Annotated in this window: 20 protein-coding genes and 2 tRNA genes; 10 read left to right on the top strand and 12 right to left on the bottom strand. The window is 59.4% G+C overall.

Annotation, left to right across the window (positions count from 1 at the left end):
* From BN1132_RS11630 to BN1132_RS11620, 3 genes are all read right to left on the bottom strand, one after another.
* Positions 1-438, bottom strand: a 438-nt coding sequence (locus BN1132_RS11630) for a DUF3332 domain-containing protein (RefSeq protein WP_042077724.1), incomplete at its 3' end; no start/stop codon positions are given.
* 160 nt (positions 439-598) lie between these two features.
* The gene (locus tag BN1132_RS20370; protein ID WP_042077722.1) at positions 599-1,894 is read right to left on the bottom strand and encodes a methyl-accepting chemotaxis protein; all 1,296 of its coding nucleotides are present in this window, start codon (positions 1,892-1,894) and stop codon (positions 599-601) included.
* A 334-nt stretch (positions 1,895-2,228) separates the two neighbouring features.
* A complete protein-coding gene (locus BN1132_RS11620) occupies positions 2,229-2,603 on the bottom strand; it encodes a hypothetical protein (protein ID WP_042077719.1) in 375 nt (124 codons plus the stop codon).
* Between the two features lie 612 nt (positions 2,604-3,215).
* Here BN1132_RS11620 and BN1132_RS19630 point away from each other — a divergent pair.
* Genes BN1132_RS19630 through BN1132_RS19620 form a run of 3 tightly spaced genes read left to right on the top strand, consistent with a single transcriptional unit; the run spans position 3,216 to position 6,364 of the window.
* The gene (locus BN1132_RS19630) at positions 3,216-4,370 is read left to right on the top strand and encodes an SIR2 family protein (RefSeq protein ID WP_209428967.1); all 1,155 of its coding nucleotides are present in this window, start codon (positions 3,216-3,218) and stop codon (positions 4,368-4,370) included.
* Positions 4,363-6,153, top strand: coding sequence for an ATP-binding protein (locus BN1132_RS19625; protein ID WP_209428966.1), 1,791 nt, complete (start codon positions 4,363-4,365; stop codon positions 6,151-6,153). The genes BN1132_RS19630 and BN1132_RS19625 overlap by 8 nt, the downstream gene beginning before the upstream one ends.
* 1 nt (position 6,154) lies before the next feature.
* On the top strand, positions 6,155-6,364 hold the full coding sequence (locus BN1132_RS19620; RefSeq protein ID WP_021463385.1) for a KTSC domain-containing protein: 210 nt from the start codon (positions 6,155-6,157) through the stop codon (positions 6,362-6,364).
* Positions 6,365-6,458: 94 nt separating this feature from the next.
* Here BN1132_RS19620 and thrC read toward each other — a convergent pair whose 3' ends face one another.
* The 4 genes from thrC to BN1132_RS11600 form a co-directional block, all read right to left on the bottom strand.
* Positions 6,459-7,733: a threonine synthase gene (gene thrC / locus BN1132_RS11615; protein WP_042077718.1), complete on the bottom strand. Its 1,275-nt coding sequence runs from the start codon at positions 7,731-7,733 to the stop codon at positions 6,459-6,461.
* Positions 7,730-8,710 carry a homoserine kinase gene (gene thrB, locus BN1132_RS11610; protein ID WP_157005417.1) on the bottom strand — a complete coding sequence of 327 codons (981 nt, stop codon included), beginning with the start codon at positions 8,708-8,710 and terminating at the stop codon, positions 7,730-7,732. The genes thrC and thrB overlap by 4 nt, the downstream gene beginning before the upstream one ends.
* Before the next feature lie 13 nt (positions 8,711-8,723).
* Positions 8,724-11,183, bottom strand: coding sequence for a bifunctional aspartate kinase/homoserine dehydrogenase I (thrA, locus tag BN1132_RS11605; protein WP_042077714.1), 2,460 nt, complete (start codon positions 11,181-11,183; stop codon positions 8,724-8,726).
* A gap of 262 nt (positions 11,184-11,445) precedes the next feature.
* A complete protein-coding gene (locus tag BN1132_RS11600) occupies positions 11,446-12,138 on the bottom strand; it encodes a tRNA/rRNA methyltransferase (protein WP_042077712.1) in 693 nt (230 codons plus the stop codon).
* 195 nt (positions 12,139-12,333) lie between these two features.
* Here BN1132_RS11600 and aceK point away from each other — a divergent pair, with 195 nt between their 5' ends.
* The gene (gene aceK / locus BN1132_RS11595; protein ID WP_042077711.1) at positions 12,334-14,061 is read left to right on the top strand and encodes a bifunctional isocitrate dehydrogenase kinase/phosphatase; all 1,728 of its coding nucleotides are present in this window, start codon (positions 12,334-12,336) and stop codon (positions 14,059-14,061) included.
* A gap of 106 nt (positions 14,062-14,167) precedes the next feature.
* Here aceK and BN1132_RS11590 read toward each other — a convergent pair whose 3' ends face one another.
* Complete coding sequence (locus BN1132_RS11590; RefSeq protein ID WP_042077709.1) at positions 14,168-14,557, bottom strand: META domain-containing protein; 390 nt, start codon at positions 14,555-14,557, stop codon at positions 14,168-14,170.
* A 166-nt stretch (positions 14,558-14,723) separates the two neighbouring features.
* Here BN1132_RS11590 and BN1132_RS11585 point away from each other — a divergent pair, with 166 nt between their 5' ends.
* Entirely contained in the window at positions 14,724-15,200 is a 477-nt protein-coding gene (locus BN1132_RS11585) for a hypothetical protein (protein ID WP_042077708.1), read from the top strand.
* A gap of 4 nt (positions 15,201-15,204) precedes the next feature.
* Here BN1132_RS11585 and BN1132_RS11580 read toward each other — a convergent pair whose 3' ends face one another.
* Entirely contained in the window at positions 15,205-15,684 is a 480-nt protein-coding gene (locus tag BN1132_RS11580; protein ID WP_042077727.1) for a putative 4-hydroxy-4-methyl-2-oxoglutarate aldolase, read from the bottom strand.
* A gap of 105 nt (positions 15,685-15,789) precedes the next feature.
* Complete coding sequence (locus tag BN1132_RS11575; protein ID WP_084202856.1) at positions 15,790-16,200, bottom strand: DUF3293 domain-containing protein; 411 nt, start codon at positions 16,198-16,200, stop codon at positions 15,790-15,792.
* Between the two features lie 385 nt (positions 16,201-16,585).
* Between BN1132_RS11575 and arcA the strand changes: the two genes are divergently transcribed.
* Positions 16,586-17,305, top strand: a complete 720-nt coding sequence (arcA, locus tag BN1132_RS11570; RefSeq protein ID WP_010673581.1) for a two-component system response regulator ArcA — start codon at positions 16,586-16,588, stop codon at positions 17,303-17,305.
* A 126-nt stretch (positions 17,306-17,431) separates the two neighbouring features.
* Here the strand turns inward: arcA and BN1132_RS11565 are convergent.
* Together BN1132_RS11565 and BN1132_RS11560 are read right to left on the bottom strand one after the other, a co-directional pair.
* A tRNA-Gly gene (locus BN1132_RS11565) sits at positions 17,432-17,506 on the bottom strand.
* Between the two features lie 91 nt (positions 17,507-17,597).
* Positions 17,598-17,671 (bottom strand) — tRNA-Gly (locus BN1132_RS11560).
* 201 nt (positions 17,672-17,872) lie between these two features.
* Here BN1132_RS11560 and cydD point away from each other — a divergent pair.
* From cydD to BN1132_RS11540, 4 genes are all read left to right on the top strand, one after another.
* The gene (gene cydD / locus BN1132_RS11555) at positions 17,873-19,654 is read left to right on the top strand and encodes a heme ABC transporter permease/ATP-binding protein CydD (protein WP_042077706.1); all 1,782 of its coding nucleotides are present in this window, start codon (positions 17,873-17,875) and stop codon (positions 19,652-19,654) included.
* Positions 19,647-21,392 carry a heme ABC transporter ATP-binding protein/permease CydC gene (cydC, locus tag BN1132_RS11550; protein WP_042077705.1) on the top strand — a complete coding sequence of 582 codons (1,746 nt, stop codon included), beginning with the start codon at positions 19,647-19,649 and terminating at the stop codon, positions 21,390-21,392. The genes cydD and cydC overlap by 8 nt, the downstream gene beginning before the upstream one ends.
* A gap of 221 nt (positions 21,393-21,613) precedes the next feature.
* Positions 21,614-21,985 carry an Rcs stress response system protein RcsF gene (gene rcsF / locus BN1132_RS11545; RefSeq protein ID WP_010673578.1) on the top strand — a complete coding sequence of 124 codons (372 nt, stop codon included), beginning with the start codon at positions 21,614-21,616 and terminating at the stop codon, positions 21,983-21,985.
* A gap of 5 nt (positions 21,986-21,990) precedes the next feature.
* Positions 21,991-22,377: a DUF488 domain-containing protein gene (locus BN1132_RS11540; RefSeq protein ID WP_042077703.1), complete on the top strand. Its 387-nt coding sequence runs from the start codon at positions 21,991-21,993 to the stop codon at positions 22,375-22,377.
* The last annotated feature ends 40 nt before the right edge of the window (positions 22,378-22,417 follow it).

Raw genomic sequence — 22,417 nt, 5'->3', positions numbered from 1 at the left:
GCCGCGTCTGCCGTCGAGGTAGTGGATCTCCATCTGCGCCGTGTGGGCGTCCGGGTAGCGCATCTCCACCTCGCGCACCCCCTGGGGCAGCATGGCCAGCGGCACCTTGTTGAGGGCCGGATCCAGGTGCTGGTTGACCTTGATGACGGCGTCGGCCTTCTGATCCACCAGGGCCGGCGACTTGCCGGTGATGGGGTTCTTGCCGGACCAGAATTCGATGGTGTTGAACACGAAGAGATCCGCCGTCGCCGCCAGGCCATAGACGGGGGAGAGCAGCATGAAGACGCCAGCGCGGCCGTAGCGGTTGTCCACCACGCTGAGGTTGCCCTTGGTCACCATGGCGGAGAGCCCCATCTGTCCCATGCAACCGCCGAGCCCCAGGCTCGCCCCCATTCCCAGCAGCAGGGCCAGGGCCCTGCCTCTCTGTCGTACTGCCATCGTTGTCTACCCGTTCAATAAAAAAGGAGGCGGCAGCCTAAACAAGTGCTCCGGGCAGGACAATTGACAAGGGGGAGTCCGTACAGCCCGGGTTCAGCCTGGCGGCGCGATCGCTCACTCTTTTGGCGATACCGTCAGCCCCTGTCGCCAGACCGGCTCCTCAGATGGAGAGGGCGGAGACCGTCTGGGAGACCCTGTCCGCCTCCTGGTGGATCTCGCTCATCAGCCGGGAGGCGCCGGCGATCTGCTGCTTGCCGAGTTCGGCGCTGCCGGCCACCCCGGCCATGTCCTCTGTCACCCTGGCGGTCAGCTCCCGGTTCTTCTGCACCACCCTGGCGATCTCGTCGGTAGACAGGGACGTGCGGGCCGCCAGCTGGCGCACCTCGTCCGCCACCACCGCAAAGCCGCGTCCCTGCTCCCCGGCCCGCGCCGCCTCGATGGCCGCATTGAGGGCCAGCAGATTGGTCTGATCGGCGATGGCGCTGATGGTCGAGACGATGGCCTCTATGCTCCTCGACTGCTCGTTGAGCTGGCCGATGAGGGCGATGGCCTGATCCACCCGGGTGGCGATGAGGGAGGAGGTCTCCACCACGGCGCGCAGCAGCTCGGCTCCGGCCTCTGCGCTGTGCAGGGTCTCCTGGGCCGTGCTGTGGGCGAGGCGGGCCGCCTCCCGGGTGGCGTGGTTCTGCTCGATGCGCTCGGTGATGTCGCTGGCGAACTTCACCACCCTGACCACCTTGCCGCTGCCATCCCGAATGGGGTTGTAGGTCGCCTCCAGCCAGACCGCCTGCCCCCGGCTGTTGTGGCGCATGAAGAGGCCGGACTTGAACTGGCCCCGGGCCAGCTCCTCCCAGAAGCGGGGCTGCTCGCGCAGGAAGGCCTCGTCACAGAAGATCCTGTGGTGCCTGCCCGCCAGCTCCCCCATGGAGTAGCCCATGACGTTCAGGAAGTTGGCGTTGGCGCTGATGATGTCGCCGTTTGGGGTGAACTCTATCATGGCCCGGGAACGGTCCAGCGCCTCGGTGAGCGCCTCCAGGCGCTGCAGCTTCTGGTGTCTCTGGGTCACGTCGCTGGCAATCTTCACCACCCGGGTCACCCTGCCCTGCTGCCTCACCGGGAAATAGCTCGCCTCGAGCCAACGCGTCTCCCCCTGCCGGTTCACCCGCTCGAAGGTGCCAGACTGCGCCTCCCCCTGGGCGAGGCGGCGCCAGAACTGGCGATAGTCGTCGGACTCGGCCCAGGCCCTGGGGCAGAGCCGGCTGTGGGGCTGCCCCGTCAGCTCGCCCGCGTCATACCCCATCAGGGCCAGGAAGGGGGTGCTCGCCTCCAGGATGATCCCCTCCGGACTGAAGAGAAGGGTGGCGGCCCCCGCCTTGATCGCCTCGACCACCCCCTGCTCCTCTTCGAGCCGGGTCTGGCAAGCCTGCAACTGCGCCTTGAGTTTGTGATTGAACATGACACTCCTACCTCGTTGACGATCCGGATCGGCACCACAGCCTCACCCACGGAGGGTATCGGCACCGCCAGCCCCGACATAAGTGGTCGGACGACTGAAACGAATGGGGCGCGCAGTGTAGAGAAAAGCGGCGATGCCGCCAAGGGCTGCCAGTACGCAGCCCGGCGAGGGGAGGATCAACCCGGCGGTGAAAAAGGCGGCTAACGGGTGGGAACACACTCAAGACAGGCGGGATTGTCCGCAAACCCGAACCGCTCGTCGTGTTCTGCCCATCCGGGGCCATAAAAAGAGAGAGGGGGCACGGGGCCCCTCTTGTTTCACTGCCTCAACCGGCTCAGGCGGTTTTCACGCACTTCTGGATAAAGCTGTTCTTGGCCGCCCCGGCGAGCTTCTTGTCCGCCGCCGCCTTCTCGCACTGGGTCGCCTTGTCGGCGGCCCCGTCCGTCTTCACGCACTTTTGCACGAAGCTGTTCTTGGCCGCGCCAGCCAGCTTCTTGTCGGCGGCCGCCTTCTCGCACTGGGCTGCCTTGCCGTTGGCCGAAGCATCCTTGACGCACTTGCCCACAAAGCTGGTCTTGGCGGCGCCCGCCAGCTTCTTCGCCGCGGCCTGGGCCTCGCACTGCAACTGGGCAGCATCGCTGGCAAAGACCGGATTAGCCAGCAGCACGCTGCCGCAGATCAGGCCGAACAGGATGGCAATACGCTTCATATGACGTTCCTTATTGTGATGTGTTGGCATGGTGACCTGTTTGCACGGTGATGGTTTGCAAATAGATGTTATTGCAACGGCTGATTGTTGCCGCAGATCCTCCGCCTAGCCAGCAAGGGCCACGGAGCACAGGACAACCATCGCCCGCACTATAGCGCCGATTTGCTGAGCGGGATTGCCCCCCGTAAAGCCTTCTCCAACAGCAAGCCGGCCCCCAACTTCCTCGCCACACCCGCCAACCCCAATAAAATCAAGGGCCACAAGAATCCAAATGCCAACACCTACTATTTTTTGAGCTAGAGCAAAAAATCAATCATTACTGACACTTACATCACTTCTTGACTAGTATGCAGGCACCAATACAACCTATGATGGTCATTCGGTACCTATTTCACTATCTCGGAACCGCTTTAGTTGATTAGGGATGTTAGTGGTTGCAATTTCTTAACACTATTAATCGCAAGTGAAATATTTTTTTGGAAAAATGAATATGGAAATTCAAAAAATAAACATTCATGAATTTAATTTAAAAACGAATACCCTCCCCCTTTCTTCCATCAAAATAATAGTAGGGCAATAATGATATCATCAATACACAATCCCGATACATATATGTTCGACTTTCGTCAGTTAGTTACTAATGGAAGAAAGAAAATAGGTATTCTTATTGGTGCCGGTGCGCCTGTCAGCATTAATATCTCGACAAATGAAAGCTATATCCCCTTAATACCAAATATAGAGGGCCTTACGACGCACGTAAAAAGCGCCCTTTCATCGAAACAACTTTCCATTTTTGAAAAAATTGAATCTGGAGGAGAGAAAAAAGATCTTGAAAAGATACTTTCTGATGTAAGAACTTTGGCGGATATAATCGGAGAACATCAAGTCCATGGGAGTAATGCTTCAGGATTTAGAGACTTGGAGACCTCAATTTGCAAGACAATAAAAGAAGTTGTCAGTAAACCTCTCCCTGACGGTCAAAATCCTTATAGCGAGCTAATATCATGGATAAATGGAATTAATCGACTTCATGGTGTAGAGATTTTCACAACAAATTATGACTTATTATGTGAGGATGCATTAGAGCGATCTCAAACTCCATTTTTTGATGGTTTTACTGGTTCTAGATACGCCTTCTTTGATCCTGCAAGCATTTCAAAAAATGATCTCCCCCCCAGATGGGTTAGATTATGGAAGTTACACGGGTCTATTGGCTGGACAATGCTTTCTAATGGTCAGGTCACAAGAGTTCCTGAATGTGAAATATCAAACATGGTGTACCCATCTCATATAAAATATTCTCAAACTCAAGCGGCACCATTCTCTGCTCTATTCGAGCGATTAAAGAATTTTATAATGGAACCAGATTCCTTGCTTGTTACCACAGGATTTTCATTCGCAGATGCACATATCTCATCAAAAATAAGTGAATGTCTATCCGCAAATCCAACAAGCGCGGTAATTGCTTTTCAATATAAAAATATTTCTGAAGAAAATTATGCTGTTGATTTAGCCCAGAGAACACCAAACCTCAGTGTGTATTGTAGAGATGGGGCAATAATAAATACGATCAATGCAGTTTGGAAAACAGGGGAACTACCTAGTAAAAATTGGGATTTAGTTAGAAAGGAATATTTGGATGAAAAAGGTCAATTTATTCTGGGCGACTTCAAGGCTCTAGCAAGATTCTTAGCTGTTGCAGGAGGGGATGTTTCATCACTCCCTACAGCCTACGAACAGAACAATGGAGTCAGTAGTAATGAATAGTGGAATGCTAAATTCAACATCCATAGGTGTGATCATATCAATATCTAGCTCATCAATTACTGTTCAACTTCTTCGAAAAGTTAACTCTGGATTATTAATGATCGAAGGTAGAACACATAAAGTAGGTCAGGTAGGAAGTTTTGTAAGAATACCTCAAGGTTATAATGATTTATATGGTGTAGTTGCATCAAGCAATGAGAGCTCGAATGTCGACATAGAAGAAAATATATCATCAGAACATAGAGTGATCATTGTAGAGTTAGTTGGCGAAAGTTCATGTGGATTTTTTGATAGAGGAATTAGTCAATATCCCTCTGTTGGGGATGAAGTCCACATGGTTTTAGACTCTGACTTAAAAGTGGTTTATGGTTCAAAAAGTAAAAACCTTATTACTGTAGGAAAGCTTTCTAGCTCAGAAAGCATTGATGTCAATTTGGACATAGACAAACTGATAACCCGACATTCTGCCGTAGTTGGCTCTACTGGGTCAGGTAAATCAACAAGTGTAGCTGGATTATTACGTTCAGTTTGCACCTTTAACAACAGCAGTGAAAACTCATCAAGGATATTACTCGTAGATATTCACGGGGAATATTCAGCAGCATTAAGTGACTTAGCTAAAGTATTTTCTGTTGACCCTTTAAAGAATGAAGGAAAGTTAAATATCCCATACTGGGCTCTACCTATAGATAAGCTTATTGAATTCTTATGTGGTAGCATTAATGAATTAAGCAAAAATGCTATGATTGATTTCATAACTGATGAAAAAAAGAAATCTATTAAATCAAACAATATAGATTATATAAATGAGAACAAAGTAACCTCTTTCACCCCATTGCCCTTTAGTCTAAAAAATGTTTGGTATAAATTTATTTTTGATGACACCGCTACCTACTTAGAAAAAGAATACCTCAATCCAGCATATCAAGATAATATCACAGGTGATGCTGAATCATTAACCCCACCCAAATTTAAACCTCCAGGATCTGGATCGGCGTCTCCATTCAAAAAAGGAAGCCATATTTTAACCAAGCAGCTAAACCTAATGAAGGCTCGCTTGCTAGATAATCAATACTCTTTTTTCTTATCTCCAGAAGACTACACTCCAGATTCTAGCGGTAAAGTCAAAAAAGATTTAGATTCGATTCTTAACGAATGGTTAAACCATGACAAACCAATCTCTATATTAGACTTGTCTGGCATGCCATCAAACCAACTTGATATGCTTTTAAGCTCTATCATGAGCATCATTTTTGAAACATCACTATGGGGCAGGAATCTATCTTCAGGCCTGAAGAACAATCCTGTTCTATTTGTATTAGAGGAAGCTCACAGATATCTTTCAAATAATGAAGGTGGATTAACAAAAGATCTAGTTCAAAGAATCGCTAAAGAAGGAAGGAAGTTTGGATTAGGCCTAATGATCATTAGTCAAAGACCTTCTGAAATAGATGACACAATTCTCTCCCAATGTGGAACATTGTTAGCCTTACGACTAACAAATGCAAGCGACCGCTCAAAAGTAAAAGCTGCGATGTCTGATGGTTTAAGTTCATTAGTTGACTCAATTCCTATTCTAAGGACTGGAGAAGCAATCATTATTGGAGAGGCAGCTAAATTACCATCAAGATGTAAGTTCAAATTACCTCCAGATGGATTCTATCCTGATAGTCAAGATCCCAACGTAACTGAATGCTGGATGAAGACTAGAGACACTAATAAAGACTACAGCGATTTAGTAAAAGCATGGCGTTTAAACAAACCACTAAAGGAGAAGAAATAGAATGGAAAGAACACCGGTTAGTTCATCAAATGTAGCATCTGTTGGATATGACCATACATCACTAACACTGGAAATAGAATTTCATAATGGAGGTATTTATCAATATTATGATGTTCCTGAAGACATGTATTCCGCATTAATGAATGCAGGCTCTATAGGTTCTTTTTTTAGCTACAACATCAGAAATCACTATCCAACACAAAGGATATAATTTAAAAACAAACTTTCTAGTTTGGATATCAATTTATAAAAAATCCCCCATTACCGGGGGATTTTTATTTCTATCGATTATCTCGACACAACAGTTAACCTACCAAAAACGCCCTTAACCGGGCAAACTCCGCAGGCAAATTAACGGAGAGCAGCGGCAGTTCGGCGTGTTTGGCGAGCGGGCCCGGCAGCGGCACATCCAGATTCAGGATCTCGTCCACCGACTCCTTGAACTTGGCCGGATGGGCGGTGCAGAGGAACACACCGACCTCGTCTTGCCCAAGCTGCTCGTTCAGCAGATCCCAGGCAATCGCCCCGTGGGGCTCGCACAGGTAATCCAGCTGATGCAGGCGTTTGAGCGCATCCCGAGTCTGGGCGTCATCACGCATGCCTGAGCCCAGGGTTTCCAGCGCCCAGCCCTTGCGACGGCACAGCTCTTCCACGCGCGGCCAGTTGTTGGGGCGACTCACGTCCATGGCGTTCGACAGGGTCGCGACCGTCTGGTGCGGCGCCCACTGGCCGGTCTTGAGGTAGCGCGGCACTGTGTCGTTCGCGTTGGTGGCGGCGATAAAGCGCTTCACCGGCAGCCCCAGCGCCTTGGCGATGAGCCCCGCGGTGAGGTTGCCGAAGTTGCCGGACGGCACGCTGATGACCGCCTTGGCCCGTTGGGCTTTCGGCAGCTGGGCCACGGCTTCGAAGTAGTAGCAGACCTGGGCCAGCAGGCGGCTGATGTTGATGGAGTTGGCGGAGTTGAGGCCGATGGCGGTCTTGAGCCCTTCATCGTCGAAGGCATCCTTGACCAGCGCCTGGCAGGCATCGAAGTCGCCGTCGATGGCGAGGGTGCGGATGTTGCCGCCGAGGGTGCAGAAGAGCGCCTCCTGCAGGGGGCTGATCTTGCCCTTGGGGTAGAGGATCACCACTTCAATCCCCTCCAGGCCGTAGAAGGCGTGGGCCACGGCGGCACCGGTATCGCCGGAGGTGGCGGTGAGTATGGTGATCTTGTCATTGGTTCTGAACGCAGCCAGACACTGGGCCATGAAGCGGCCGCCAAAGTCCTTGAACGCCAGGGTCGGGCCGTGGAACAGCTCCAGGGCATAGGTGCCATCTTTCAGCTTCACCAGGGGCGCCGGGAAGGTGAAAGCGGCGTCGATAAGCTCGCTCACCTTGGCAGCTGGTACTTCGTCACCCAGCAGGTGACTCAGGATACGGGCCGAGCGCTCGGCCAGCGGCAGCTCCAGTAGGGCATCCACGTCGGCCAGCGGCTCCAGGGTCTCTGGGAAGAACAGCCCCTGCTCGCGGCCCAGACCCTGACGCACCGCCTGCGCGAAGCTCACCTGTTCACTCTTGTCCTTGATGTTGTAAAGATTCATAGCTCGCTTCCTGTTACCCGTGCCCCGGCCATGTCCAGTTTGCAGACCCGGGCAAATCCATCTTCATTGCGCACGAAGTGCGCTTCCATCCACTCTTTCATGCGTTCGGCCTGGGCCAGATCCTTCATCACCACGAACACGGTGGGACCGGACCCCGAGATGCCGGTGGCCAGCGCCCCGTTCTGGGCTCCCTGGGCCCGCACCTCGTTGAAACCTTCAATCAGGGCCGCGCGATAAGGCTCGGCGATCACGTCTTTCAGGACGCTGGCGGCCAGCCCTTCCTGGCGGCTGTAGCTGGCATGCACGAAGGCGGCAAGCCGGCGGCCATAGGTGAGGCAGTCCTGGCGGCGATACTGGGCCGGCAGGATGGCACGGGCGGCGGCGGTGGAGACCACGGTGCCCGGGTAGCAGACCACCCAGTACCACTCGTCAAACACCGGGATGCCCTGGCTGATGACGCCCCCCTCCTCCAGCACCAGCTGCATGCCGCCGAGATAACAGGGCGCCACGTTGTCGTAATGGACGGAGCCGGAGATCTTCCCTTCCATCTCCCCCATCAGCAGCAGCAGGTCGTGTTCATTCAGGGGGGCGCCGTGGAAGGCGTTGAGCCCTTCCAGCGCCGCCACCACGCTGCAGGCGCTCGACCCCAGGCCCGAGCCCACCGGCAGGTTCTTCTCCAGCACCATTTCCAGTGGCTTGAGACCAAGGCCGCGCTTCTCCAGCGCCTCGCCATAGGCGACCCAGCAGTCGTGGAGGATGTTCTTTTTCGGGTCGTCCGGCAACTTGTGGGCGTAACGGCCCACGGAGGAGAGAGCGAAAGGCACCTCTGCCGATTTGACCTGGACGCGGTCACCCAGCAGGGAGCCATCCACGGGGGCGAGCGCCGCCCCCAGTACGTCGAAGCCCACGCTCAGGTTGGCGCTGGAGGCCGGGGCATAGGCCACCACGCTGCCGCCCACTTCTACATTCGGGTTCATCTCTGAACTCATGTTACAGCTCCTGCTTCCAGTTCTGGGTGCGCAGCACGTCGGCGAAGACGCCGGCGGCGGTCACTTCGGTCCCTGCGCCATAGCCGCGCAGTACCAGGGGGATGGGCTGGTAATAGGTGGAGAAGAAGGCGAGCGCGTTCTCCCCGTCCTTCACCTTGAACAGGGGCTCGTCGCCACCCACCGCCTTGATGGCCACCTTGCACTTGCCACCCTCGATGGAGCCGACGTAACGCAGCACCTTGCCTTCACGCTGGGCCGCCGCGAACTGGTCGCGGAACCAGCCGTCGGCCTCGGGCAGGCGGGCCATGAAGGCTTCCACGTCGCCGCTCACGTCAAAGCCCGGCGGCAGTGCCTGCTCCACCTCCACATCGGAGAGCTCCAGCGCCATGCCGGCCTCGCGGGCCAGGATCAGAAGCTTGCGAGCCACGTCCATGCCGTTCAGGTCATCGCGGGGATCTGGCTCGGTGAAGCCGTTGCCGCGGGCGATCTGGGTAGCCTCAGAGAAAGCCATCCCCTCGTCCAGCTTGCCGAAGATGAAGGAGAGCGACCCGGACAGGATGCCGTCGAAGGCGCGCAGCTTGTCGCCGGCCTTGATGAGGTTCTGCAGGTTCTCGATGACCGGCAGGCCCGCGCCCACGTTGGTCTCATACAGGAACTTGCGACGGGTCTGGCGGGCGGTGCGGCGCAGCGCCTTGTAGTAATCGAGCGACCCTGTGTTGGCTTTCTTGTTCGGAGTGACCACGTGGAAACCGGCCGCCAGGAAGTCGGCGTACTGGACGGCGATGGCTTCGCTCGAGGTGCAGTCGACGATCACCGGGTTGATGAGGTGGCTCTCTTCCACCAGCTTCTTCACCGCCTCCAGGCTGAAGCTGTCACGGGCCTCCACCAGCTGCTCGCGCCAGTTGGCGAGGTTGAGGCCATCCTTGTTGACCGCCATCTGGCGGCTGTTGGCGATGCCGACCACCCGCAGGCCGGTGCCCTGCTCGGCCAAGACCGGCTGCTGGCGGGCAATCTGATCCACCAGGGCCGCACCGACGCCGCCCACACCGACCACGAAGAGATCGATGAACTGCTGGCTGCCGAAGAAGTTCTGGTGGCAGGCCTTGATGGCTTCGGCCACCTTGCGATCCCGCACCACGGCGGAGATGGAGCGCTCGCTCGACCCCTGCGCGATGGCAACGATGTTGATGGAGGCCTGGGCCAGGGAGGTGAAGAAGCGGGCCGCCATCCCCTTGCTGGTGCGCATGCCGTCACCGATCAGGGAGATGATGGCCAGATCGGTCATGATCTCGAGCGGATCCAGCAACTGGTTCTTGAATTCCAGCTCGAACTCGCGCTCCAGCACCTTGCGGGTCTTGTCGCTGTCATAGCTGTGGATACAGAAGCTGACGCTGTACTCGGAGGACGACTGGGTGATCAGCACTATACTGACCCCGGCGCGGGAGACGGCGGAGAAGATGCGACCGGCCATGCCCACCATCCCCTTCATGCCTGGGCCGGAGACGTTGAACATGCACATGCCGGACAAATCGGAGATAGCCTTCACTTTCAGGTCATCGTCGCCGCTCTCGGGGCCGATCAGGGTGCCCGGCCCCTGGGGGTTGAAGCTGTTCTTGATGAGGCAGGGTATGTGGAACTGGGCCACGGGGGCTATGGTCTTGGGGTGCAGCACCTTGGCACCGAAGTAGGAGAGCTCCATCGCCTCTTTATAGGAGAGGGTTTTGAGCAGGTAGGCATCCGGCACCAGGCGCGGGTCGCAGTTGTAGCAGCCCTCCACGTCGGTCCAGATCTCGCAACACTCGGCATCGACGCAGGCGGCTAAGACGGCTGCGGAATAGTCGGATCCGTTGCGGCCCAGCAGCACGGTTTCGCCCTTGTCGCTGCCACCAGTGAAGCCCGGCATCAGGTAGAGACAATCGCTACGCAGCCCTTTGGCGGCAAAGCGCAGGCGGGAGGCTTCGATGTCCACGTGTGCTTCGAGGTAGCCGCCGTCGGTCACCAGCAATTGCTCCGGCACGATGAGATCCAGATCCAGACCGCGTACCCGCAGCAGCTCGTGCATGAAGGCGATGGAGAGGTTCTCGCCCCGGCTCAGGATGCGGGCCTGGACGTTGTCCGGGCACTGCCCCAGCAGACGGATGCCCTGCATCAGCCGCTCCACCTGATCCAGCTCGGCGGTGAGGCGGCTTTGCAGCGCCTTGTCATCCAGCGCCGGGTAGGCGGCCTTGAGGCCCGCCAGCAGGCGGGAGAAGATGCCGTTGATCTCGAACAGGGTGGCGCTTGCGTCCATGCCGCGGCTGGTCTGCTCCACCAGGGCGACCAGGTGGTTGGTCACCTTGGCCGGTGCCGACAACACCAGGGCCACCTGGGATTGGCCGTGGGTATTGACCGCGATATCGGCTACCCGTAGGAAACGCTCTGCATCGGCCAGTGACGACCCGCCAAACTTCAACACTCTCATCGCTTACTCTCCCTGTCTTTTCTGCAGACAAATTGGTCTGAAACGGTCTGAAATGAACCCAACAAAAAGGCCCGTACTGGGTGGGTACGGGCCTTTTCAGATTTCTGTGCTTGTTCGTCAGCGCATCAACCGGCCCCAGTGCCACCTGTGGTGGTACCGGTAATAATGGTGGTGGTGATGACGTTGGTGAATAGCTGCATGACGAACACTCTTGAACGAAGCTGGCTTTTAGCAATACCGCGCCTGGCGATGGGCTGTCAACCTAAACCTCCCGGCCAAACTTGCGAGCCAGGTCTTTGCAGAGCAGATGCAGCATGTTCAGATCCCGCTGCGGCAGCATGGGCACTCGGTCCATCACCCATTGATGTAGTTTTTCATCCTGCGAAACTCCGAGATCATCAAGCAATTCTGCTGTTTTTGATTTCAGCACGCGAACCTGCCCGGCATTATCAAAATTTTCTGCTACGGCCTCGGGTTCATCCAGCAACTGGCTCAACTCATAGGCGTACAACATGATCGCCTGACCCAGGTTCAGGGAGGGATAGCTCACCTTGAGGGGCAGATAGCTGATGAGATCCACCTGGGCGAGCTGCTCGTTGGAGAGCCCGGACTCCTCGCAGCCAAACACGATGGCGACCTTGCCGAGCGACGGCTTGGCGCGGATCTGGTCGCGGATCTCGGCCGGGGTGAGGTAGTGCTGGTAGCGGCCGCGCTGGCGGGCCGTGGTGGCCACCACCAGATCCATGTCGGCCAGGGCCTCTTCCAGGGTGTCGAAGGCCTGTGCCTGGGTCAGGATCTCCTGGGCCCCATGGGCCACCCAGCTAGCCTCCTCCTCTTCGTGCACCCGGCTCCCCACCAGCCGCATGGCATCGAAGCCCATGGTCTTCATGGCGCGGGCGGCGGCCCCCACATTGGCGGCGCGGGCGGGGGACACCAGCACAAAATAGAGTTTCATCGGGTTCTCTCCTGGATGGGACCGACGCCGCGAACGGCTGCGAAACGCCGGTAAAACAGGGGCGCAATCTACCGTTTATCCCCGAAGATTGCCACTTGAACAGACGTTTGGATGTTGCCATAGTGGCCCGGGGGGCGACCCCCTTTTCGCCTGGCACAGATGCCATGGGCCCGTCAGATCAGAAGGAAGAGAGAGATGCAGCAGCCATTGGAGCAGGCCGTCGCCGAGACGATCCTGCAACGCTTCGAGTCGTTTTACAGCCGCTTTCTCGAGATAACCCAGGGCAGCAAGAGCCGCTTCGAGAACAGCGACTGGCTGGGGGTGCAGCTCGCCGGGCGCGAGCGCATCCGCCTCTATGATCACCACGTCGGCGCCACCACGGCCCAGATCAAGCAGATGATGGGGGAGCAGCTGCCGACCCAGGCCCTGCTCAAGCAGGTGAAGGGAGCCTTCAGCGATCTGCTGCCCCGCTGCGAGAACTTCGAGGTGGCGGAGTCCTTCTTCAACTCCGTCTATCGCCGCATCTTCCGCCATCGCAACATCCGCGACGAGAACCTCTATATCCACCCCTTCGTGAGCCGGGGTGACAAGCCGGACCTGAGCGCCCTGCTGCGCATCTATCGCACCGATCTTGCCCACCTGCCCCAGACCCTGAGCCAGCTGCTCGGGGATTACAGCTTCACCCTCCCCTATGAAGACAAGCAGCGGGACATCATGGACATCCACCGCCATCTGGCGGAGAGCGGCCCGGCCATATTGCACGAGGAGCCGTTCGCCATCGAGCTGCTCAAAGAGGTGTTCTACCGCAACAAGGGGGCCTATCTGGTGGGGCTCATCCGGGTGAAGGGGGAGGTGTATCCCTTCATCCTGCCCCTGCTCAGCACGGGCCAGAGCATCTATGTGGACACCGTCATCTTCGAGCCCGAGCTCGCCTCCATCGTGTTCGGCTTCGCCCGCGCCTACTTCATGGTCTATGCCCCGGTACCGGCGCTCTTCGTCGCCTTTCTGCGCCAGATCATGCCCCGCAAGCCGGACTACGAGATCTACAACGCCATCGGCTGCCAGAAGCACGGCAAGACCGAGCTCTATCGCCACTACCAGCAGCACCTGGCCCAGAGCCGGGAGCAGTTCGTCATCGCGCCGGGCATCAAGGGCATGGTGATGAGCGTGTTCACCCTCCCCTCCTACGACGTGGTGTTCAAGGTGATCAAGGACGAGTTCACCCCGCCCAAGGAGGTGAGCCACGAGCAGGTGAAGGAGAAGTACCGGCTGGTGAAGCAGCACGATAGAGTGGGCCGCATGGCCGATACCCAGGAGTTCACCAACTTCGAGTTTCCGCTGGACCGCATCTCCCCCGAGCTCTTGGCCGAGCTCAAGGCGGTGGCCCCCTCGGCGCTCACCATCACGGCCGACAAGCTGGTGATAAAACACCTCTACACCGAGCGCAAGATGATCCCGCTGAACCTCTATCTGGATCAGGCGGACGAGCAGCAGACCCGGCTCGCCCTGGAGGAGTACGGCAACGCCATCCGCCAGCTCGCGGCGGCCAACATCTTCCCCGGCGACATGCTGTTCAAGAATTTCGGGGTCACCCGCCACGGCCGGGTGGTCTTCTACGACTACGACGAGATCTGCTACATGACGGAGTGCAACTTCCGCCAGATCCCGCCACCGCGCTACCCCGAGGACGAGTGGAGCGCCGAGCCCTGGTATTCGGTGGCACCGAACGACATCTTTCCCGAGGAGTTCGCCACCTTCCTGCTGCAAAAGCCCCAGGTGCGGGCGATCATGATGCAGTTGCACAAGGACTTGTTCGATGCCAACTACTGGAAACGGCTGCAGAGCAACATCAGGGAGGGGGTATTCGAGGATGTCTATCCCTACCGGCGCAAGAAGCGCTTTCGTTTCCAGCGGGGGGGATGACCCCGGCTGAAGCAGCAAAAAGGGACGCCGTGGCGTCCCTGTTGTACATCCTTTCTGACACCATCGCGCCGGTGTCAGGCTGCGACAGAGTCTGACGACACCGGGCCTATTTCACGGCGTCGAAGGTCAGCAGGGTCGCCTTGCCGGCATCCTTGAGCACCAGCTGGTTGCCGCTGATCTGGAAGCTGGCTACCTTCTCCAGGGACTTCAGGTACTCCATCTCCTTGCCGGCCAGATCCCCCATGCACATCATGCGCGTTGCACCCATAGGGCCCAGCGTCAAGACGCCGTCACCCTGCTCTGTGATGCCGCCAAAGTAGCGGTTGCAGCCGCCCTTGCCCGCCACCTTGTCGCCGGCAACCTGCAGGGTGAAGGTATCGCCGCTCGCCCCCTGCAACTGCCAGGTCGATGCCTGCAATTGTGCCAGTGTGGACCCCGTGGTCATGGCGCAGCCTCCCAGGGCCAGTGCGGCCAGCAGGATCAGTTTCTTGTTCATGGTTCACCTCGTGATGGAGCGTGTCGTAACGACACGGAGTGAGGGGCCTGTGTACCACGACTGTGGCGCCCATCAAAACTATTTTATTGTGATCGGGGTTCCCTTTACTCCCTGCTGGCATGTGCCATGCTTGTAGTCCTGTTCCGGACCCAGGGAGGGGAAACGAATGGTCAAATCTCTCGTCATCGCACTCGCAGCCGGCCTCGCCTTTTCGGCCCAGGCCGCCGATTGGGATTTCCTCAAGAACGACGCCGACAGCCAGCTCTACGTCAAAAGCTATTCCGGCGTCCTGCTCGGCAACCAGGCCCATCCGGGCGACCACTTCGACCTCTGGCTCATCAACACCGGCTACCAGTATCCGGTCGAGGATGACCTCAGCCTCTACATGGAGGCCGGGCCCGCCATCGGCCCCCGCAGCGATCAGACCGGATTCAACATCAGCTCGGGGGTGCGCTACCGCCTCTCCCCCTCCCTGAACATCGGCAGCCAGCTCAAGCAGCTGGAGGTGAGCAAGGCCAGCACCCTGGTGGAGCTCAACAGCAGCCTGCTGGTGACGCCGCAACTGGCCATCACCGCCAACTACGGCCTCAGCGCCTTCAGCACAGAACACTTCCTCACCCTGGGGGTGGGCTTCAACTTCTGAGCTCTCAGAGGAGCCGAGCACCACTCACCAGCACGCCGTTGAGATCGGCGTACACATAGTCGCCGGGAGCTATGGTCACACCGGCAAAGGAAACCACGGCATCCAGCTCGCCCAGGCCCCGTTTCTCGGTCTTGACCGGGCAGGGAGCCAGCGCCTTGACCCCCAGCGCCAGGCTGGCCAGGGTGCCCACATCCCGTACGGCCCCGTTGATCAGGATCCCTTCCCACCCCTGCTCCACCGCCTTGATGGCCAACTGATCCCCAAGCAGGGCGCGGCGCAGGGAACCGCCCCCGTCGATGACCATCACCTTGCCCTGACCGGGCCGATTCACCAGCTCCCGCACCAGGCTGTTGTCCTCGAAACAGGAGAGGGTCACGGCCTCGCCGTAAAACAGCGGCTTGCCGCCATAGTCGTGGAACAGGGGGTCGGCCACCTGCAGGGTATCGCCATGTTCATCGCAAAGGTCGGGCAGCAGGTCCAGCATGATCATCATCCTTCCATGGAGTGAAATGTGTCCGCTCATTCTTTCATCATGTCGGGGTGCTGACAATCCACCGGCGGGGAGCCCTGCCCGGATGGCGGGGTGGCGCTATGTCTGCCCGGAGGCAGGTGACCTGAGCCGCCAGCGGGAAGCCAGACTCCCCAGATGGCAAGGCTCGCCACCCAGCAGAACGGGAACCAGCCAGAGCTCCCCTTCAGCCACCCAGTAGAGGGCATTCTGTCCGAAGCGGGCGGCCAGCCGGATGGCCTCTTCCTGCGCGATCGGCAACAGCAGGGAGTCCTCCTGCCAGCACTCGTCCGCATCGCTCCCCCATACCGGCCCCATGACGCTCTGCTCGCCGAGGAGGCGCATCAGGGCGCGCTGGCGTCGGGTATTGCGACGCTCCCCCACCCACTGGCTGGCCGGGTTCCAGGCCGTGACGATGGCATAGGCAGGCCAGGCGGGCGGAGCGAAGGGGGCGATAAAGCACACATTTCTGTATTTTTCCCACAAAGTCATGTCAACCACATGTTACATCCCATTACATTTATTAAGGGCGAAAAAGCGGGCCAGCCCAAGTATGATGCAGCGAACTCGGGGATTGACTTATATCAAACCTGAGTTAAAAAGTTGCTATCTGACGGCAAAGAGTGTTGTTATGCGCCTGTTAACTGATAAAATGCAGCAACTTTTGTAATGGACTACCTCTCCGGGCTCCTCTCGATCAGACTTGTTGAGAGCCTATGTGCGGCACAGGGATGCTGGCCAGCGTAGATACCAAATTCGCGATGATTCGACCTGATTTTCATACCCAGGATGACGTAATAAATTTTCAGGACCGGTCGGATAACGCCAAAGAGTGTTAAAATTTCGATAATTAACTGATAAGAATCTGGGAATACTCATGCAAACACCACATATTCTGATCGTCGAAGACGAGCTGGTCACCCGCAACACCCTCAAGAGCATCTTCGAGGCCGAAGGCTACATAGTGCTGGAAGCCAACAATGGCGACGAGATGCACCAGGCCCTGACCAGCCACACTATCAATCTGGTGATCATGGACATCAACCTGCCGGGCAAGAACGGCCTGCTGCTGGCACGCGAGCTGCGTGAGGATGACAACATCGCCCTGATGTTCCTGACCGGTCGCGACAACGAGGTCGACAAGATCCTGGGGCTGGAGATCGGCGCCGATGACTACATCACCAAGCCGTTCAACCCCCGTGAGCTGACCATACGTGCCCGCAACCTGCTGAGCCGCACCATGAACGTGGCCGCCGGTGGCGAAGAGAAGAAGCTGGTGGAGCGTTACCTGTTCAACGGCTGGGCCCTGGACATCAACAGCCGCGCCCTGGTCAGCCCCGCGGGCGACATGTTCAAGCTGCCCCGTTCCGAATTCCGTGCCATGCTGCACTTCTGCGAAAATCCGGGCCAGATCCAGACCCGTGCCGAGCTGCTCAAGAAGATGACAGGCCGCGAGCTCAAGCCTCACGACCGCACCGTGGATGTCACCATCCGCCGTATTCGCAAGCACTTCGAGAGCGTGGGCGACACCCCGGAGATCATCGCCACCATCCACGGCGAAGGCTACCGCTTCTGTGGCGAGCTGGAGCAGGAATAACCCTGCCACTGATGAGAGAGGCGCCTGTTGGCGCCTTTTTTGTTTTCCGGTCGCCAGCGCGGTGCGGGCGCAAAGAAGGCCAAAACAAAAAGCCCACTCGATTGAGTGGGCTTTTTGCATGAACGCTGGAGCGGGCAGCGGGAATCGAACCCGCATCATCAGCTTGGAAGGCTGAGGTAATAGCCATTATACGATGCCCGCTAGGCATCAAAACCTGCTGGTCTGACGGGAAATCCCATGACAGAGAGCTATTTGGCCGAGGTGACAACGGCATCTGCCGTTATCTGGAATGTGGAGCGGGTGATGGGAATCGAACCCACGTATGCAGCTTGGGAAGCTGCCGTTCTACCATTGAACTACACCCGCGTCAGTGGCGTCTACTATATGCATTTTGCCGCGGAGCGCAATCACCGGATTCGCATTTTTTGCCATAAATCAAGCTGTTCGACCAACTATTGAGCATGAAGCTGCTTTTTCAAACAATGGGCTCCACACTCCCGGATCGGCAAGGTTGCCAAGCCGTGGGGGCGACGATAGTCTTGCGCCACTCGTTTGAGGAGGCGGTGAATGGACAAGAACAGGCAGAAACATCTCTATGGCTGGTTACGCAGGCAATCGAGCCATGGCCGGCGCTGGATCGGGTTTTCCATCGCCCTCGGACTGGGCCAGGGTGTGCTGATGGTGATGCAGGCCTGGCTGCTGGCGACCCTGCTCCACGGTTTCATCATCGAGGGCGCCACCCCGGAGCACTCCATTCCCCTCTTCGTCAGCCTGCTGCTGGTGACCCTGACCAAGGCCGCCCTGGCCTATGGCCGCGAGGTGACGAGCTTCAAGGCGGGCAGTGCGGTGCGCCAGGCCATCCGCGAGCTGGTGCTCACCCGCCTCGGCCGCCTCGGGCCTGCCTATATCCAGCGCCGCCCCGCCGGCAGCTGGGCCAGCCTGCTGCTGGAACAGATCGAAGAGATGCAGGACTTCTTCTCCCGCTATCTGCCCCAGATGGCCATAGCCGTCTTCATTCCCCTGGTGATCCTGGTGTCCGTGTTCCCGGTCAACTGGGCGGCGGGCCTGATCCTGCTCGGCACGGCGCCCCTCATCCCGCTCTTCATGATCCTGGTAGGGGTGGGCGCCGCCGATGCAAACCGCCGAAACTTCCAGTCGCTGGCACGGCTCTCCGGCCACTTCCTCGATCGCCTCAAGGGGCTGCGCACCCTGCAGCTCTTCATGCGCACCTGGGCGGAGGGGGAGGCCATTCGCGATGCGTCGGAAGATTTTCGTGAACGCACCATGGAGGTGCTGCGCCTCGCCTTCCTCAGCACCGCCGTGCTGGAGTTTTTCGCCGCCATCGCGGTGGCCCTGGTGGCCGTCTACTTCGGCTTCTCCTACATAGATCACCTCAACTTCGGCAGCTATGGCGTCAAGGTCACGCTCTTTACCGGCCTGTTCGTGCTCTTCCTCGCCCCCGAGTTCTATGCCCCGCTGCGGGAGCTGGGTGCCCACTACCACGCCAAGGCGCAGGCCATCGGCGCCGCCGAGCAGCTGCTGGAATTTCTGGAGGCCGAGGTCAGCGAGCCCGCCTCGGGGGCGATACCCTTCCAGGCGGAGGGCCCCATCAGGGTCGAAGCCTGCTCCCTGGAGGTGCTGAGCGCCGAGGGCAAGGTGCTGGTCGGTCCCCTCGACTTCACCCTTGAAGCCGGCACCCGCACCGCCCTGGTCGGCATCAGTGGCGCAGGCAAGAGCTCCCTGGTCAATGCCCTGCTCGGCTTTGCCCCCTATCGCGGTTCGCTCAAGGTCAACGGCCAGGAGCTCGCCGAGCTGGACATGAGCCAGTGGCGCCAACGGCTCGGCTGGCTCTCCCAGAACCCGCAGCTGTTCCACGCCTCCTTGCGGGACAACCTGCTGCTGGCCAGGCCTGCGGCCAGCGACGCCGAGCTGGAGGCGGTGCTGAGGCGCGCCCAGGCCTGGGAGTTTGTCAGCGAAAAAGGGCTGGACTATCGGGTCGGGGATCAGGCGGGCGGTCTCTCCGTCGGCCAGGCCCAGCGCATCGCCCTGGCCCGCACCCTGCTCAAGCACACCGAGCTGATGGTGCTGGACGAACCCACCGCCAGCCTGGATCGCCACTCCGAGCGTGCCATCATGGGCACGCTGGAGCAGGCGAGCGCGGGCCAGACCCTGCTGATGATCACCCACCGCCTGGATCAACTCAGCCAGATGGACAACATCCTGGTGCTGGAGCGCGGCAAGCTGGTGGAGCAGGGCTCCTTTGCGCGGCTTTGCGAGGCCAGCGGCCCCTTCGCCCGCCTCCTGTCGCAACACAGGTCCCAAGATAACGGAGACTCTCTCGATGCGTGATCTGTTGCCGTTCCTGCGTCTCTACCGCCAGCACTGGCTCAGCCTGTCGCTGGGTCTGCTGCTGGCCCTGGTCACCCTGGTGGCCGGCATGGGGCTGCTCTCCCTCTCGGGCTGGTTCCTCTCCGCCGCCGCGGTGGCCGGGCTGGCCGTCGCCACCCGCGACACTTTCAACTACATGACCCCGGCCGGCGGGGTGCGCTTCTTCTCCATAGTGCGCACCGCCAGCCGCTGGGGCGAGCGGGTGGTGAGCCACGACGCCACCTTCCGGGTGCTGACCCGGCTGCGGGTCTGGTTCTGGGACAGGCTCTCCCCCCTCTCCCCCGGCTCCCTGGCCGGTTTTCGCCAGGCGGATCTGCTCAACCGCCTGGTGGCCGACATCGACGCCATGGATCACGTCTACCTGCGCCTCATCACCCCCATAGGGGCGGCGCTGCTGAGCTGTGCCGGGCTGGTGTTCTTCCTCTCCTTCTTCGACAGCCGCCTGGCACTGACCCTGGGTGCCATCCTGCTCTTCGGCATGCTGGCCCTGCCCCTGGCCTTCTATTTCGCCGGGCGCGCGCCGGGTCGCCGGCTCATCGCCGAGAAATCCGCCATGCGCACCCGGTTGGTGGACTACCTGGACGGCCACGCCGAGCTGCAGATGTTCGCCGCCGCGCCCAAGGCGCTCGCCGAGCTGCAGCAGGCGGAGCAGGCCCTGATCCAGGCCCAGGCCCGCATGGCCAGGGTCAGCGGTCTGGCCGGCTTCTCGGTGCAGTTGCTGAGCGGCTGGACCCTGACCCTGATGCTGTGGCTGGCCGGCCACGGGGTCGGCGGCAGCACGCCGGACCCCGTCACGGCGCTGATGGTGTTCGCCACTCTGGCGAGCTTCGAGGCGCTGCTGCCGCTGGCAGGGGCCTTCCAGCACCTCTCCACCAGCCTCACCTCGGCCCGCCGCCTCAACGAGATCCTGCAGGAGGCCAAGGTGCCAGCGTGGGGAGAGGGGCAGACGCCTGCCGGCACGGGCGCCTTGCAGATACGGGATATCCACTTCACCTATCCGGAGCAGGACGCCCCTGTGCTGCAGGGCTGTACCCTGCAACTGCATGCCGGCGAGAGGCTGGCGCTGCTGGGGCAGACTGGCTGCGGCAAGTCCACCCTGATGGGGCTGCTGACCCGGGAGTGGACGGCGCAGTCCGGCGAGATCCTGCTCGATGGCAAGCCGCTCACCGGCTACAGCGAAGAGGCGCTGCGCGCCTCCTGCTCCGTGGTGAGCCAGCGGGTGCACCTGTTTGCCGATACCCTGCGCGGCAACCTCAGGCTGGCCGCGCCCGATGCCAGCGACGAGCGGCTGGCAGAGGTGCTCACCCAGGTGGGACTCGCCAGCCTGCTGGCCGATGACGAAGAGCATACCGAGACCGGGCTGGACGCCTGGCTCGGGGACGGCGGCCGTCCGCTCTCCGGCGGGGAGCGGCGCCGCATCGGCATCGCCCGCGCCCTGCTCCACGACGCCCCGCTCTGGCTGCTGGACGAGCCGACCGAAGGCCTCGACAGCCAGACCGAGCGGGAGATCATGGATCTGCTGCTGACCCTGGGGGCCGACCGAACCCTGCTGCTCATCTCCCATCGGCTGCTGGGACTGGAGCGGATGGACAGGGTGGCCCTGATGGAAGAGGGACGGATCCGCCTCTGTGCCCCGCACCACGAACTGCTGGCTGACGACCACTACCGCAGTCTGCACCGGCGACTGGCCCCCGCCTGACCGCAATAGCAGAGGGACACGCCCATGCGCCCCACTCACCAGGCGGAGCTGCTGGCTGACGATCACTGCCGCAGTCTGCACCGGCGGCTAGCTCCCGCCTGATCCGGGAAAGGGGCATCGCAGGGCCCACCACAATCCATTGATATGGCTAAAAATGGGGCTGGTCGCCGTCGGCGACTGCCCCCTATAATGGCCCACTCGCCACCCAACAAGATGCCGATATGAAACGCCTGATCCTGATGATGCCCCTGATTGCCTCCGGTTGTGCCGACTTCGCCTTCAACAGCAACCTGGACAAGGAAAACTTCGACGAGTACTTCAAGCCGGGGAGCGTGCGGATCTACGAGCAGAGCGAGCTCGCGGACCTCAACTACCTCTACCTCGGCACCGTCGAGGGGGAATCCTGCCAGAGCGATGCCAACCAGGCGGTGCCCAATGCAGGCGAAGCCCGCACCCTGGCCCGCCGCCGCGTGGCGGACATGGGGGGCAACGGCGTCAGCTTCGACAAGTGCGCCGAGTTCAGCGACGTGCCAGGCTGCCTGAAACAGGTGATCTGCTACGGCCAGGCGCTGAAAGTGGCCGAAGAGAAGTAAGGGAGATGGCACTCGCCATCGTCCGCCTCGGCAGCCCGCGCCTCGAGGACGAGGGGCTGCGTATCGGCACCGTGCGCCGCCCGCCCCGCGGCGTCCCCAAGGCGGAATTCGCCAGCCAGGATTGGTACGATGTCTGGTTCCCCAACCTGGCCCCCAGCCCCGAGACCATGAAGCTCGGCCAGGGTGCCGAAACGCCCGCCCAGTGGGCCGCCTTCTGCAAGCAGTACAAAGCCGAGATGGCGAGCCCGACGGCGAAACACGATCTCGCCCTGCTGGCCGCCCTCTCCCACACCACCAACCTGTCGGTGGGCTGCTACTGCGAGCAGGAGGCACGCTGCCATCGCAGCGTGCTCAGGACGCTGCTGGCCGACTGCGGCGCGCTCCTGCGCTGAACGCCAGAGCCGACAACGACAGAGGGCACCCCGGGGTGCC

The sequence above is a fragment of the Aeromonas sanarellii genome (genome assembly GCF_000820085.1).
In the GTDB taxonomy this organism is placed as follows: Bacteria; Pseudomonadota; Gammaproteobacteria; order Enterobacterales; family Aeromonadaceae; genus Aeromonas; species Aeromonas sanarellii.
Note: the sequence above shows the minus strand (reverse complement) of the source record. Positions and strands in the feature narration are given on the sequence as shown.

What these genes read in the sequence shown, in the direction of transcription:
- BN1132_RS20370 (WP_042077722.1), bottom strand. Translation starts at nt 1,894, where the DNA reads ATGTTCAATCACAAACTCAAGGCGCAGTTGCAGGCTTGCCAGACCCGG.
- BN1132_RS11620 (WP_042077719.1), bottom strand. Translation starts at nt 2,603, where the DNA reads ATGAAGCGTATTGCCATCCTGTTCGGCCTGATCTGCGGCAGCGTGCTG.
- BN1132_RS19630 (WP_209428967.1), top strand. Translation starts at nt 3,216, where the DNA reads ATGTTCGACTTTCGTCAGTTAGTTACTAATGGAAGAAAGAAAATAGGT.
- BN1132_RS19625 (WP_209428966.1), top strand. Translation starts at nt 4,363, where the DNA reads ATGAATAGTGGAATGCTAAATTCAACATCCATAGGTGTGATCATATCA.
- BN1132_RS19620 (WP_021463385.1), top strand. Translation starts at nt 6,155, where the DNA reads ATGGAAAGAACACCGGTTAGTTCATCAAATGTAGCATCTGTTGGATAT.
- thrC (WP_042077718.1), bottom strand. Translation starts at nt 7,733, where the DNA reads ATGAATCTTTACAACATCAAGGACAAGAGTGAACAGGTGAGCTTCGCG.
- thrB (WP_157005417.1), bottom strand. Translation starts at nt 8,710, where the DNA reads ATGAACCCGAATGTAGAAGTGGGCGGCAGCGTGGTGGCCTATGCCCCG.
- thrA (WP_042077714.1), bottom strand. Translation starts at nt 11,183, where the DNA reads ATGAGAGTGTTGAAGTTTGGCGGGTCGTCACTGGCCGATGCAGAGCGT.
- BN1132_RS11600 (WP_042077712.1), bottom strand. Translation starts at nt 12,138, where the DNA reads ATGAAACTCTATTTTGTGCTGGTGTCCCCCGCCCGCGCCGCCAATGTG.
- aceK (WP_042077711.1), top strand. Translation starts at nt 12,334, where the DNA reads ATGCAGCAGCCATTGGAGCAGGCCGTCGCCGAGACGATCCTGCAACGC.
- BN1132_RS11590 (WP_042077709.1), bottom strand. Translation starts at nt 14,557, where the DNA reads ATGAACAAGAAACTGATCCTGCTGGCCGCACTGGCCCTGGGAGGCTGC.
- BN1132_RS11585 (WP_042077708.1), top strand. Translation starts at nt 14,724, where the DNA reads ATGGTCAAATCTCTCGTCATCGCACTCGCAGCCGGCCTCGCCTTTTCG.
- BN1132_RS11580 (WP_042077727.1), bottom strand. Translation starts at nt 15,684, where the DNA reads ATGCTGGACCTGCTGCCCGACCTTTGCGATGAACATGGCGATACCCTG.
- BN1132_RS11575 (WP_084202856.1), bottom strand. Translation starts at nt 16,200, where the DNA reads ATGACTTTGTGGGAAAAATACAGAAATGTGTGCTTTATCGCCCCCTTC.
- arcA (WP_010673581.1), top strand. Translation starts at nt 16,586, where the DNA reads ATGCAAACACCACATATTCTGATCGTCGAAGACGAGCTGGTCACCCGC.
- cydD (WP_042077706.1), top strand. Translation starts at nt 17,873, where the DNA reads ATGGACAAGAACAGGCAGAAACATCTCTATGGCTGGTTACGCAGGCAA.
- cydC (WP_042077705.1), top strand. Translation starts at nt 19,647, where the DNA reads ATGCGTGATCTGTTGCCGTTCCTGCGTCTCTACCGCCAGCACTGGCTC.
- rcsF (WP_010673578.1), top strand. Translation starts at nt 21,614, where the DNA reads ATGAAACGCCTGATCCTGATGATGCCCCTGATTGCCTCCGGTTGTGCC.
- BN1132_RS11540 (WP_042077703.1), top strand. Translation starts at nt 21,991, where the DNA reads ATGGCACTCGCCATCGTCCGCCTCGGCAGCCCGCGCCTCGAGGACGAG.